This is a genomic window from Puia sp. P3 (assembly GCF_050632245.1).
Classification (GTDB): Bacteria; Bacteroidota; Bacteroidia; order Chitinophagales; family Chitinophagaceae; genus Puia.
In genome coordinates this window covers 2,598,048-2,610,009 of the sequence record NZ_CP192583.1, presented here as the reverse complement: position 1 = coordinate 2,610,009, position 11,962 = coordinate 2,598,048, and the positions used below count along the sequence as shown (strand labels likewise).

Sequence of the window (11,962 nt, the reverse complement as noted above, 5' to 3'; positions counted from 1 at the left end):
TATTGCATGAGCATCAGCAGGCGTAAGTTCATAAAGGCCGGATCGGCCGCGGCGCTGGCGTTGTCGGCGTCTCCGTCTACGGCTTCCATCCTGAAAGGGGTTTCTGTTCTTAATACTGGCGACCTGGCGGCTGGTTTTGCCAGCCCGCCGGGCAGTGTGAGGTCGTCGTGCTATTGGTGGTGGTTCAACGGGCTGGTGGATAAGGAGGGTATCACGCGCGACCTCGAAGAATTTCGTGCGAAGGGAATGGGAGAAGTGTTGCTCGTCAATTCATCCGGCGGGCTTGGCGGCGTTCCGTTTCCCCAGGGAGCGCGATTCCTTTCCGAAGAATGGAAGGAGTTGTACCGACATGCCATGAGCGAGGCCAAACGGCTCGATATCGGCGTGGGCATCAATCTGTCTTCGGGCTGGTGTATGGGTGGCCCGTGGATAAAGCCGGAGGATTCGGGGCGCTGGTATCTGCAGTCGGAGCTGGTGGTGGAGGGTCCGCAGGCCTTTTCGGGGCGGCTGCCGCTGCCGGGTAACAGGGCGGGTTATGACAAGGTATTCAATCCACCTGGATTTAAAGAATATATCGATCTGCCGCTGGAGAAGCTGGACTATCGCGATACGGCGGTTGTGGCTATTCCTTTTGGCGGAGGGCGTGTCGCGGGTACGAGGGCCGCGGTGCTGGACGCCAAGACCAATCGTCGCGACGCCAGCAATTTTATCCTGGCGGTGGACGTGATGAGGCCGCTGCTGCAGGAGTGGAAGGACGAGCCTGGCGACGAGGCGGTGCGGGTGCGGGATGTTGTCGACCTCAGCGGCAAAATGGATCAGGACGGGCAGTTGAGCTGGGAGGTGCCGGCGGGAAAATGGAGGATCATTCGAACGGGTCACCGGATGACGGGCTCGCGGCTGATGATCGCGCAGCCGGAGGGCGACGGGCTTTCCGTCGACTGGTACAGCCGGCGCGGGGTGGAGCTGCAGTTCGGGCATTTGGGAAAATTGTTTATGGAAGAGGCGGCGAAGGTGGGGAATAAGCCGAAATATTTTTGCGACGATAGTTTTGAAGACGGGTTTCCCAACTGGACGGGGGATATCCTTCAGCAGTTCAGGAAGTACAGGGGCTATGACGCGACGCCTTATCTGCCGGTGCTTTCGGGATATATAGTCGGGAGTGCGGCAGTGTCGGATCGTTTTCTGAACGACTACCGCAAGACCCTGGGCGACTGTATGGCGGACGAGCACTACCGGCGGTTTGCGGAGCTTTGTCACGAGCAGGGGATGCTGGTACAGAACGAGGCTGCGGGTCCGAGCCGGTCTGGAACGATGTGTATGGACGGACTGAAGAATCAGGGGCGGAGCGATCTGCCGATGGGTGAGTTCTGGCTGGCGCCGCAGCACGAGGACGAATCGACGCTGACGGACGATAAACCTTATGGGACTTCCAGGCTGGACAAGGGACAGAATAAGGTAACGAAGATGGCGGCGTCGGCGGGGCATATCTATGGACATGGGGTTATTTCAGCGGAGGCGTTCACCAGCTTCAGGCACTGGATGGACTATCCGGGGTCGCTGAAACAGGCGCTTGACCGGGCTTACTGCGAAGGGATCAACCGGATCGCGATCCATACATCTACGGCTACGCGTCCGCGGGATGGAAAGCCGGGTTACGAATATGGAGCGGGGACGCATTTCAATCCGAATGTCACGTGGTGGGAGATGTCGAAACCGTTCTTCGACTATGTGGGGCGTTGTCAGTATTTATTGCGTTCGGGGCTGTTTTGCGCCGACGTGCTTTTTTATAACGGGGACGTGACGCCGAATCTTGTCGCGCAGAAACATATCGATCCTGCTCTGGGCAGGGGTTATGACTATGACGTCTGCAACGAGGAGGTATTGCTGACGCGGGTGTCCTGTTCGCGGGGCAGGCTGGTTCTGCCCGATGGTATGAGCTATGCGGTGTTGGTGCTGCCTCCGGCGGGCAGGGATGCCGTTGAAGGTACTGCAGAAGATCGCGGCGCTCGTGAAGGCGGGGGCGACGGTAGTCGGTCCGCGGCCGGTGGAGGATTCGGGGCTGCTGGACTACCCCCGGTGTGATGAAATGCTTCGGGAGCTGGCTGCCGGGCTCTGGGGGTCTGGCAAGGTTATCGAGGGAGTCCCCGTTCGGGAGGTTTTGGCGCGGAAGAATATCCGACCGGATTTCGAGTATACCGGTGAAGGGGTCTGGCTCGATTTTATTCACCGCAGCACGGCGGATGCGGAGATCTATTTTATTACCAACCGGCACGGGAAGGCGGTGGAGTCGGATTGTTCTTTTCGTATTACGGATCATACTCCGCAGTTGTGGGATCCGGTGAGTGGATCGGTCAGGAAGGAGATCAATTACAGGCTTGTGGACGGCCGGCTGGTCGTGCCGTTGCGTTTCGAGGCGTTTCAGTCGTGGTTTGTAGTTTTTCCGAAGTATAGCCGGTATGCGCCCGCGAAGATATCCGACAATTTTGGCGAGCGGTTGATCGTGAGTGAGCTGGGTGGCGGTTGGGATGTGGCTTTCGATGAGCGCTGGGGCGGACCGGGGCTGGTGCGGTTCGACAAGCTTTCTGATTGGAGTTTGAGTAGTGATCCGCGGATCAGGTACTATTCGGGGAAGGCGGTGTATAGTCGTCATTTTGAATTTACGGGCGGCGGTCCCGTTTGGCTGGGGCTTGGTGTGGTGAAGGATATCGCCAGGGTCATTTTGAATGGAAAGGATCTGGGGATCGTGTGGACGGCGCCGTGGGATGTGGAACTGACGCCCGCGCTGAAGAAAGGGCGGAATGAATTGACGATCGAGGTTATCAATCTATGGCCGAACCGGTTGATCGGTGATGCCGTGCTGCCGCCGGAGAAAAGGCTGACGAATACCAATATCGAACTGAAGAAGGACGCGCCGTTGTTGCCTTCCGGACTGCTGGGGCCGGTGACGCTGCAGCTGGCGGCCCGGGATGCGCGCTAGACCGTGATGACTTTTATGTCGCGTTCTTTGAGCGCCCTGACGGTGTTGCTGGAGACGTTGCGGTCGGTGACGATATAGTGTACCTGTTCGAGGCCGCAGATGCGGCCTAAGCCGCGACGGTCGAATTTGGTACTGTCGGCGAGGACGACGACGGTCTGCGCCGTTTCGATCATCTTTTGGTTGAGGGCGGCTTCGGTGAGGTTCGAGATGGACATGCCGAAATTCAGGTCGATGCCGTCTACGCCCAGGAAAAGATCCCGCAGGAGATATCGTTGAGCATGCTCATGGCGTAGTCGCCCATGACGGAGGAGGAGTTGGGGCGGATGAGTCCGCCGAGCTGGAGGACTTCGACGTTGGAGCGGTTGCTGAGTTCGAGGCCGACGCGTAAGGCGGGGGTGATCACCGTGAGGTGTTTTGGTGGATATAATGCCCTTGCTACTTCGAAGACGGTGGTACCGGAGCCGATCATGATCGAGTCGGTATCGGCGATGAGGTCGATGGCGGCCCTTGCGATGCGCTTTTTTCCTCGGCATTGATCAGTTCTTTTTCATAAATGGGGCGGTCGCCTGCATAGGGGTTGTTGATGGAGCCGCCGCCGCGGATGCGGTACATGAGGTGTTTGTCTTCGAGTAGTTTGAGGTCTTTACGGATGGTGACGCCGGAGACGCCCATTTCTTCGATGAGTTCGAGGATATTGACCTTGCTGTCTTTCTTTAATTTCTCGAGGATGTGCTGGTGCCGTTCGTTGATATTCATGATAAGGAGTGAAATATAAAGCCAAATATAACCATTTTCTTTTCATTGTGTGATTGGGGTTTAACCCTTCGTTGGTGTTTCAAATGATTTATTTTAATTAAATTTTGTTTTATTTTATTTCATTTAGTTATTTTGTCAGAGTACCGATTCTTATTCCACAACAGTTCGTAAACTAAAAAAGCCATATGTTCTCGCGCGATAAACTATTCAACAGGGCTGGGATTCCCGGGCAGTTGGTCTGGGGGTATCTGGGCATACTTATATTCATGATGGGGGACGGGGTCGAGCAGGGCTGGCTGAGTCCCTATCTGATCGGGCGGGGGCTGGCGATCGAGCAGTCTGCGATGTTGTTTACCGTATACGGCGTTACGATTGCGATCGCGTCCTGGTTCTCCGGCGTATTGACGGACAGCTATGGGCCGCGGAAGACCATGTTAGCGGGGATACTGCTGTATATAGCGGGTACGGCCGGATTTGTCGGGCTGGGGCTGCCGGGTGTCAATTTTCCCGTCATGCTGGCCACCTATGCCGTTCGTGGCTTCGGCTATCCGTTGTTCGCCTATTCTTTTCTGGTGTGGATCATGTACCGGAGTCCGAAGAACAGGCTGAGCACGGCCGCGGGCTGGTTCTGGTTCGTGTTCACGGGCGGTCTCAACGTCTTCGGCGCCTACTATTCCAGCTGGGCGATCCAGCGGCTGGGTTATCTCGATACGCTGTGGACTTCGATCTTCTGGGTGGCGCTGGGGGCGTTCTTTGCGCTGGGGCTGAACAGGGACAGGTGGGTTGGGTCCGCGGGTGGTTCAGGGAAGCTGAACGAGCTGAAAAAGGCTTTACGATCATGCGGCGGGAGCCTGGGGTGCTGCTTTGCGGGATCGTGCGGGTCATCAATACGACCTCACAATTTGCGTTCCTGGTATTCATGCCGATCTATATGGAAAAGCATGGCATCGGGACGAGCAGCTGGCTGCAGATCTGGGGGACGATCTTTACGGCGAATATCGTCTGTAACCTAATTTTTGGTTTTGTCGGCGACAGTATCGGATGGCGGCGCACGGTGCTTTGGTTCGGCTGTGTGGGGTGTGCGGCGAGCTCGTTGTTGTTCTATTATTCTCCGGTGTTGTTTGCCGATAATTTCTGGGCCGTGCTGCTTTCGGGTTGTCTCTGGGGCGCGTTGCTGGCGGGATTTGTACCGTTGTCTGCGCTGACGCCTTCACTGGTGGGTTCGGATAAGGGCGCCGCGATGGCGGTACTGAACCTGGGTGCGGGTCTGGCTGTGTTTGTCGGGCCGGCCATCGTGGGCCTGTTTATCGGGGTCGTGGGCAGCACGGGCGTGATCTGGATCCTTTCGGGCCTCTATGTTATTGGGGCGATACTGACTTCCTTTATATCCACAAAAGAAAACATAAAAACCATCTCAAGCTATCATGAAGATTTTGATAACCGCGCCATACAATGAACAGGGCAGGGAAAAGCTGGCCACAGAGCTCGGCGAAGTGATCTATAAAGAATGGAAGGAACATGGCAGGGCCTATAATGAAGACGAGCTGAACGAGCTGCTCGACAGATGCGGGGCGGATGCGCTGATCACGGAGCATGACCACGTGACGGCGGGAGTCATCCACACCCATCCAAACCTCCAATTTATCGGCGTATGCCGGGGTACGCCATCCAACGTGGACCTGAAGGCGGCGCGGGAATGCGGAATACCTGTCTTTCACACGCCGGCGCGGAATGCCCAGGCGGTTGCGGAAATGTTTCTGGCGAATGTCATCAATCTGATGCGGAAGACCATACCGAGCTGGCAAGTGGCTGACCGGTCACAACTGGGACGATGGCGCGCATACCTCCTATTTGCAGTTCAAGGGCAATGAGCTGGCGGGCAAGACTATCGGCATGGTTGGTTTTGGCGCGGTCGCGCAGCGGATAGCCGAAATGGTGAGAGGCTTCCCATGTTTTATTCAGTTCTATGATCCTTATATTTCGTCTGCCGATGCTACTTTTAAGAAGACTACGCTGGAGGACGTGTTTGCGCACAGCGATATCGTCTCCATTCATCTGCCGGTGACAGACGAGACCGTCGGGATGATCGACAGGCGGTTGATCGGCACGATGAAGTCCGACGCGATTTTTGTGAATACGGCGAGGGCGAGTGTGGTGAATCGGGACCACCTGCTGGAGGCCATCGAGAACCGGCGTATCGGTGGAGCGGTGCTGGACGTTTTCAATTTCGAGCCGCCCGACGAGAAAGACTACCGGCTGATCAACAGCCCGCTGGTGCTCGCGACTCCGCATACGGCGGGTGCGACGCACGAAGTAGAGGACCATCACGTGGATATCCTGAATAAAAAATACTGGATTGGGTAATTTCGCGGTCATGAGCAGAGAAGCGTACCTTATTATCGATATCGGCACGGGCAATGCGAGAGCGGCTGTCGTGTCGCCCGGCGGCGAGCTGCTGGGCATACAGCGGGAAGACATTATCTATCATAAAGACGGGCGTTATCCCGGGGCGCTTTATTTCGATCCATCTGTCTTGTGGGAACAGGTGTGCCGGATCGTGTCTTTCGCGTTGGCGACGGCTGGGGATGTTTGCGTCCTGGCCGTGACGTCGACCAGCCAGCGGGAAGGGATCGTGCTGGCAGATGCGGACGGGAATGCGCTGATCGGATTGCCGAATATCGATCACCGCGGAAGGGAATGGGAGGATATGATCGCGGATAAGTCGCGGGTCTACCAGCTGGCGGGGCGATATCCATCGTCGTTGTTCCCGGCGATGAAGGTGGTAGGCATTCGTCATCGTCGGGAGGATATCTTTGACCGCATGGCCTGGTTTACGAGTATCAGCGACTGGATCGGGTATCAGTTGAGCGGGGTGGCGGGGTATGAGCATTCGCAGGCTTCGGAGACGCTTTTATATGATATCGGGGGCAAGTGCTGGAGTGAGGAGTTGTGTGGACTGTATGGGATTTCACCGGGGTTGTTGCCGTCTCTTGTTGACCCGGGATCTGTATTAGGCCCCTGAAGGCTCAGCTGGCGGGGGTTTCCGGTGATGCCGTTGTCGTTGTCGGCGGCGGCGACACGCAGTTGGCCGTGATGAGTGTCTGTCCGGATACGGACGACGTGGTGATCGTCAGCGGTACTACGACGCCGGTGATCAGGCTGATTGACCGGTATGTGGTGGATGAGCAGGAGCGGACCTGGACGGGGAGGCATACCGATGGGAACAGTTATATGTTCGAGGCGAATGCGGGGGTGACGGGGCTCAACTATCAGCGACTGAAAGAGATCTTTTATCCGAATGAAGGATATGACGTGATCGAGAAAGAACTGGGCCGGCTGGACCATTTTCAGTGCGTCGCGTCGCTGGGTTCGTTGCTGGCCGACGAGAAGGCGCCGCTGACGAAGGGGGCTTCCTCTTCGACGCGCCGGTGTCGCATCAGCTGACCAGGGCGAGTTTTGTCTGGGCAACGCTGTGGGATATCGCCTGCAGCATATTCGAAAACTACAACACGCTCGGCAGCGTGAGTCCGCACGGCAGGGACTATCTGTGGGCCTGCGGCGGGGGTATGGAAAGTCATACTCTGCGGCAGATGATCGCGGGGCTAACGGGCTGCACGGTGCGGATGCGCGGGAATTACCGTCAGTCTTCGGCCGCGGGTGGGGCGATGCTTTGCGGCAGGGCTTTGGGGCGTCAGGGGATTGTTTTGGGATCGCCGGATGAGGTGGTTCCTGACGCGGGTGTTGATTACGGTGAGAGGTATGCCGAATGGAAGAAGATGCGCAAATCATTGAGAACAATCTTTACAGCATGAAACCGTGTTTTTTAGGGATCGATATTGGTACGCAGGGGGCGCGGGTTGCGCTGGTCGGGGCGGATGGCACTGTCCTGGGCTCGGCGGGCCGGGTGTTTGGGCTGAACGAGCGGTCGCGGGAGGAGCAGTCGCCGGAGGCCTGGTGGGATGCTTGTGTCGCGTCGATCAGGGCGCTGATGGGTCAGGGAGTCGCTGCCGGTCCTATCCGGGCCGTTGCGGTGACGTCTACCTCGGGGACCGTCATTCCGGTGGACGAGAACCACTGTCCGCTGCACGACGCGCTGATGTACAGCGACAAGCGTTCGGTGTTGCAGGGGCAGCGGGTTACTGAGATTGCGCTGAGGTATCATAATAAGGGCTTTACGGCTTTTAATTCTTCCAGCGGATTGGCTAAGATGGTTTGGTTCGCCGAGAATTTTCCCGAAAAAGTCGCCCGTCTCCATCGCTGGCTGCATGCGGCGGATTATATCACGGGGCGCTTGTCCGGCGTCTGGGGGATCACGGACTATACGAATGCCTTTAAATCGGGTTATGACATCAGCGACTACTGCTGGCCGGAGTGGATCTGCGAGCATTTGCCTGTTCGGAAAGAGTGGCTGCCGGGCGTGTTGCCATCGGGGGCGGTGATCGGTGCTGTCCGGCCTGAGCTGGCAAAGGAGCTGGGTTTGCCTTTGGGTATTTCGGTGACGACGGGTATCACGGATGGCTGCGCCTCGCAGGTGGCGTCGGGGGCGATCAATCCCGGCGAGTGGAATACGACCATCGGGACGACGATGGTGATCAAGGGCGTCACGCGCAACGAGGTCATCGATCCTTCGGGAAGGATCTACAGTCATCGTCATCCGGCGGGGTACTGGATGCCCGGGGGCGCGAGCAATACGGGGGCGGACTGGGTGACGGGGGAGTTTGGGGACGAGCTGGGTGTTTTGAATGAAGCCGCGTTCCGGCTGATCCCGACCGGGCTGGCTGTCTGGCCGCTGATGCAGGAGGGCGAGCGGTTTCCTTTTATCGCTGCCGGCGCCCGGGGTTTTGCTCCTGATGGTTTGGACAGGGCGCTCCGCTATACGGCGAGTATGGAGGGGGTGGCGTATATCGAGCGGTATGCGTATCAGCTGATCGAGCAGTTGTCCGGCGAGACCGTGGCGGCGATATTTACGGCTGGCGGGGCGAGCAACAGCGATGCCTGGCTGACGATCCGCGCCGCGGTCCTGAACAGACCTATATATAAGATGCGGGAGGTTTCGGGAGCGATGGGCGCAGCTATACTGGCAGCGTCGACGTCTTTTTATGACTCGGTCATCACGGCGGTGAAGGAGATGGTGAAGATCGATAAGACGGTATTGCCCGGTCTTTCTCTGGTTGGTGCGTATGAAAAGGGGTATCATGATTTTGTTACGGTCCTTCGGGAGAAGGGCTATATAAATGAAGAGAGCTATGCTTAGTGTATACTTGCTGAGACATGGGCAGACGCCCTATAATGCGGATGGCAACCGGTATTGCGGACGGACGGATATCGAACTGACGGAGCGCGGGATCGAGCAGGCACTGGCGGTTCGTGAGCGGATGAAGGGGATTGGGCTGGATGCCGTGTATGCTTCACCGTTATTTCGTTCCCGGCGAACGGCCGAGCTGGCTTCGGGGTGGTCGTCTGTGCGGACGGATGCGAGGCTGATCGAGATCGATTTCGGCGGGTGGGAGCACAGGACGAGGGAGGAGTTCGTGGCGGAGGACCCTTTTTGTGGGATGCCTGGAGCCGTGATCCCGAGAATAGCCGCGCGGGCGGTAACGGGGAAAGCGGTCGGGAAGCTGGTGGAGCGGCTGGATGGTTTTTTTCTGAGGTGCTTTCCCGGCATTCCGGGCAGACGATACTGGTGGTTGGGCATAATGGTACGAACAGGCTTTACATGGCGTACAAGCTGGGGATGCCGTTGCGGAACTACCGCCGGCTGGCCCAGGAGAATTCGGCCATTACCTTGTTTGAGCTGGATGGTAGCGGGGAGTTTACGCTGAAGTGTCTCAATGCGTAGGATCAATAAACCGGGGGTATTTTACAAATTAATTATAATTTGTATCTTGGCGGGTATCCAATAGATTATGCAAAACCAAGGGCGTATCATAGCGTTCCTCATTAGTATTCTTATCTACTCCTGTGTCGCCGATGGTCAGACGATCTCCGGCACGGTCAATTCCTATTATCAAATAACGGCGGTGGATGGTTCCGCGAATACCGTGACGGTAGACAATGCCGCCGGGCTTTCTGCGGGCCAGCGTGTGATGCTCTATCAGGCGAAGGGAGCGGCCATCAACTCTACGAATTCCGGCAGTTACGGAGACGTTGCGGCGGCGAACTTTGCCGGTGCTTACGAGTTCAATACGATCTGTTCGATCAGCGGCAATACCGTCTGGATGCTGAACCAGCTGGTGAATCCCTACGATCCTTCGGGGCAGGTACAGCTGGTCACCGTCGTCAGCGGTGCTTCCATTACTGTCGGGGCGACCGTCACCGGCCAGGGCTGGGACCCGACTACGGGTAAGGGGGGTATTGTGGCACTGGAGGCCAGTAGTGATATTACGCTGAACGCAGACATCGATGTCTCGGGCACTGGGATCACTGGGGGGAGCGCTGGTGAACTACAGTTCCTGTGACTGGTTTTTCACTGCCAGCGCCTATTATTATTCGGTAACAGGCGCCGGAGACAATACGGGGGCAGGAAAGGCGAAGGCATCGCGGCCGTTATTGTCAACCAGGAATGCGGTCGCGGCAAGCTGGCCAATGGCGGCGGCGGCGGCAATAATGCGGAGACCGGTGGTGGTGGCGGAGCGAACTACGGCACGGGTGGTCTGGGAGGTAAACGAACCAATGAAACGGCCGGGAAATGCCATGGCCCCAATCCGGGGTTGGGGGCGCGTCGCTGGCTGGTTATGGATACAGTGTCGCCGCCAACCGGGTGTTCTTTGGCGGGGGTGGCGGTGCGGGCTGGGAGAATGACAATGTGAGCACGCCCGGTGGCAATGGCGGCGGGATCATTATCCTTTCGGCGCCGACTATCATCGGGGGCGGAGGCCGTCTGCTGGCGACGGGGACGATGGGCAGGAATCTCACCAATCCAGGGGATCCATGATCCCGCCATAGCGGAAGGAGACGGCGGGGGTGGTGGCGGGGCGGGGGGAACGATCGTGCTTAATGCGGGTTCTTTCAGTGGGGCCATTACGGCCGATGCGGAGGGCGCAGGCGGATCGGATGCGAGCAGCCATACCAGTGACTGTATGGGTCCTGGCGGCGGCGGAGGAGGGGTGTGGTCTGGGCGGCAGGGGGATTTCCCGCAGCCTGTCAGCGCGGTTGTCAACGGGGGCGTCAATGGGGTCGTCACGGGTTCGACCGGGGGTTGTAATGGTAATGCCAACAGCGCGACCGGCGGATCGGCGGGACAGCCTTTGGGAGGATATGTGCTTCCCGAAGGGACAGGGCCTGTTTGTGTGCCGTTGGCGGCGTCGCCCCTGCAAGATTTCAGGGGAGTTCGTGCCGATCAGGGGGTCGTGCTTAGCTGGACGTTCGCGGCGGCGCCTACGGATGGTATCAGGTATGTTGTAATCCAGCGGTCTCAGGATTTGTCCCATTTCGATTCTTTGGCTCGTCGTGGTGTAACGGACGATAGTTATACGGATGTTGCGGCTGGTGACGGCGCCCTAGCCTATCGGCTGGCCTGGCAGAATGCGGCCGGGGAATGGTCTTACTCCCGCATAGTGACCGTGGCGCGCAGGCCCGGGCCCGACGGAGGGTCCGTCAGGCTGTTTCCCAATCCGGCCTCCGACCGGGTGACCATGACCGTTGTATCTACTGCGTCCGGGGCTGCTTTTTTGACGGTCTCGAATGCGCTGGGGCAGTCTTTGCTGGTCCGGCCGGTCGTTCTTCGCGGCGGGTTGAATGGTTTTGTGGTTCCTCTTGGGGGCCTGGCGCCCGGCGTCTATTTTCTTGTATTGAATTCAGACGGGCGGCGTATAGTGAAATCTTTTATCAGGGAATAAGTCTCATATAGCGGCGAAGAAGGTCCGTGATCTGTTGGATCGGAATATCCTCGTTGGGGTCGACGATAATGGTTTCGAACTCGTCCTTTCTTCTGCCCGTTGCTGGTTTCGGGAGCAGGGCTCTGTCCTTCACAAAGCCCATGATCAGTCGCTTTCTGTTGACCCACAGAAAAGCGAGTTTTTTCCTTTGTAGCAGAAGAAGGGGATCTGGAATTTGCGTTCGTGCGTGATATCGGGGGAGAAATTGAGGACGATGGATTTCAGCGCGAGGAGGCAGCTCTGGATGGGCTCCGGTTGCTTCCAGATAGTAGTTGTCGAGCTCGCGGTTCATAGTCATGAGTCAATATTAAGAGTTTGTCAGTACCTCACCCCAGGTAAATGGAGCAAAGGT

The 11,962-nt window shown here is 57.6% G+C and carries 17 protein-coding genes and 2 pseudogenes; 15 read left to right on the top strand and 4 right to left on the bottom strand.

Translation table 11 applies throughout. The annotated features are described in order from the left end of the window. Positions 1 to 6: 6 nt before the first annotated feature. Both ACQ86N_RS15705 and ACQ86N_RS15700 read left to right on the top strand, forming a co-directional pair. The gene (locus tag ACQ86N_RS15705) at positions 7 to 2,082 is read left to right on the top strand and encodes a glycosyl hydrolase (RefSeq protein ID WP_431215963.1); all 2,076 of its coding nucleotides are present in this window, start codon (positions 7 to 9) and stop codon (positions 2,080 to 2,082) included. Beyond that, complete coding sequence (locus ACQ86N_RS15700) at positions 1,973 to 2,977, top strand: glycosylhydrolase-like jelly roll fold domain-containing protein (protein WP_431215962.1); 1,005 nt, start codon at positions 1,973 to 1,975, stop codon at positions 2,975 to 2,977. The genes ACQ86N_RS15705 and ACQ86N_RS15700 overlap by 110 nt, the downstream gene beginning before the upstream one ends. Here ACQ86N_RS15700 and ACQ86N_RS15695 read toward each other — a convergent pair. Together ACQ86N_RS15695 and ACQ86N_RS15690 are read right to left on the bottom strand one after the other, a co-directional pair. Then, positions 2,974 to 3,446 (bottom strand): annotated as a pseudogene (locus tag ACQ86N_RS15695) (DeoR/GlpR family DNA-binding transcription regulator). The gene ACQ86N_RS15700 and the pseudogene ACQ86N_RS15695 sit on opposite strands and share 4 nt — an antisense overlap. Further along, complete coding sequence (locus ACQ86N_RS15690; RefSeq protein WP_431215961.1) at positions 3,443 to 3,733, bottom strand: DeoR family transcriptional regulator; 291 nt, start codon at positions 3,731 to 3,733, stop codon at positions 3,443 to 3,445. The pseudogene ACQ86N_RS15695 and the gene ACQ86N_RS15690 overlap by 4 nt, the downstream one beginning before the upstream one ends. A 185-nt stretch (positions 3,734 to 3,918) precedes the next feature. On the opposite strand from ACQ86N_RS15690, the gene ACQ86N_RS15685 reads away from it, so the two are divergent. The 11 genes and pseudogenes from ACQ86N_RS15685 (at position 3,919) to ACQ86N_RS15635 (ending at position 10,191) form a co-directional block, all read left to right on the top strand. Continuing rightward, positions 3,919 to 4,746: an MFS transporter gene (locus ACQ86N_RS15685; protein WP_431215960.1), complete on the top strand. Its 828-nt coding sequence runs from the start codon at positions 3,919 to 3,921 to the stop codon at positions 4,744 to 4,746. Further along, positions 4,665 to 5,189, top strand: coding sequence for an MFS transporter (locus ACQ86N_RS15680; RefSeq protein ID WP_431215959.1), 525 nt, complete (start codon positions 4,665 to 4,667; stop codon positions 5,187 to 5,189). Before ACQ86N_RS15685 ends, ACQ86N_RS15680 begins: the two co-directional genes overlap by 82 nt. Continuing rightward, on the top strand, positions 5,158 to 5,604 hold the full coding sequence (locus ACQ86N_RS15675) for a hypothetical protein (RefSeq protein WP_431215958.1): 447 nt from the start codon (positions 5,158 to 5,160) through the stop codon (positions 5,602 to 5,604). The genes ACQ86N_RS15680 and ACQ86N_RS15675 overlap by 32 nt, the downstream gene beginning before the upstream one ends. Beyond that, a complete protein-coding gene (locus tag ACQ86N_RS15670) occupies positions 5,585 to 6,097 on the top strand; it encodes an NAD(P)-dependent oxidoreductase (protein ID WP_431215957.1) in 513 nt (170 codons plus the stop codon). Before ACQ86N_RS15675 ends, ACQ86N_RS15670 begins: the two co-directional genes overlap by 20 nt. Before the next feature lie 10 nt (positions 6,098 to 6,107). Continuing rightward, positions 6,108 to 6,755, top strand: coding sequence for an FGGY family carbohydrate kinase (locus ACQ86N_RS15665; protein ID WP_431215956.1), 648 nt, complete (start codon positions 6,108 to 6,110; stop codon positions 6,753 to 6,755). A gap of 68 nt (positions 6,756 to 6,823) precedes the next feature. Further along, positions 6,824 to 7,177: a hypothetical protein gene (locus ACQ86N_RS15660; protein ID WP_431215955.1), complete on the top strand. Its 354-nt coding sequence runs from the start codon at positions 6,824 to 6,826 to the stop codon at positions 7,175 to 7,177. Further along, positions 7,162 to 7,545 carry an FGGY-family carbohydrate kinase gene (locus ACQ86N_RS15655; protein WP_431215954.1) on the top strand — a complete coding sequence of 128 codons (384 nt, stop codon included), beginning with the start codon at positions 7,162 to 7,164 and terminating at the stop codon, positions 7,543 to 7,545. Before ACQ86N_RS15660 ends, ACQ86N_RS15655 begins: the two co-directional genes overlap by 16 nt. Continuing rightward, positions 7,542 to 8,987 (top strand): FGGY-family carbohydrate kinase, encoded by a 1,446-nt coding sequence (locus tag ACQ86N_RS15650; protein ID WP_431215953.1) that lies wholly within the window; start codon positions 7,542 to 7,544, stop codon positions 8,985 to 8,987. The genes ACQ86N_RS15655 and ACQ86N_RS15650 overlap by 4 nt, the downstream gene beginning before the upstream one ends. Next, positions 8,968 to 9,219 (top strand): annotated as a pseudogene (locus tag ACQ86N_RS15645) (histidine phosphatase family protein); the annotation flags it as partial. The gene ACQ86N_RS15650 and the pseudogene ACQ86N_RS15645, both read left to right, overlap by 20 nt. Then, positions 9,186 to 9,572, top strand: coding sequence for a histidine phosphatase family protein (locus ACQ86N_RS15640; protein ID WP_431217434.1), 387 nt, complete (start codon positions 9,186 to 9,188; stop codon positions 9,570 to 9,572). The pseudogene ACQ86N_RS15645 and the gene ACQ86N_RS15640, both read left to right, overlap by 34 nt. A gap of 67 nt (positions 9,573 to 9,639) precedes the next feature. Continuing rightward, positions 9,640 to 10,191: a hypothetical protein gene (locus ACQ86N_RS15635; RefSeq protein WP_431215952.1), complete on the top strand. Its 552-nt coding sequence runs from the start codon at positions 9,640 to 9,642 to the stop codon at positions 10,189 to 10,191. A gap of 27 nt (positions 10,192 to 10,218) precedes the next feature. Here ACQ86N_RS15635 and ACQ86N_RS15630 read toward each other — a convergent pair whose 3' ends face one another. After that, positions 10,219 to 10,428: a hypothetical protein gene (locus ACQ86N_RS15630; protein ID WP_431215951.1), complete on the bottom strand. Its 210-nt coding sequence runs from the start codon at positions 10,426 to 10,428 to the stop codon at positions 10,219 to 10,221. Here ACQ86N_RS15630 and ACQ86N_RS15625 point away from each other — a divergent pair. Both ACQ86N_RS15625 and ACQ86N_RS15620 read left to right on the top strand, forming a co-directional pair. Then, complete coding sequence (locus ACQ86N_RS15625; RefSeq protein WP_431215950.1) at positions 10,422 to 10,667, top strand: hypothetical protein; 246 nt, start codon at positions 10,422 to 10,424, stop codon at positions 10,665 to 10,667. The genes ACQ86N_RS15630 and ACQ86N_RS15625 overlap by 7 nt on opposite strands. A gap of 55 nt (positions 10,668 to 10,722) precedes the next feature. Then, positions 10,723 to 11,571, top strand: coding sequence for a T9SS type A sorting domain-containing protein (locus tag ACQ86N_RS15620; RefSeq protein WP_431215949.1), 849 nt, complete (start codon positions 10,723 to 10,725; stop codon positions 11,569 to 11,571). Here ACQ86N_RS15620 and ACQ86N_RS15615 read toward each other — a convergent pair. Beyond that, the gene (locus ACQ86N_RS15615; protein ID WP_431215948.1) at positions 11,561 to 11,908 is read right to left on the bottom strand and encodes a hypothetical protein; all 348 of its coding nucleotides are present in this window, start codon (positions 11,906 to 11,908) and stop codon (positions 11,561 to 11,563) included. The genes ACQ86N_RS15620 and ACQ86N_RS15615 overlap by 11 nt on opposite strands. Positions 11,909 to 11,962: the final 54 nt, after the last annotated feature.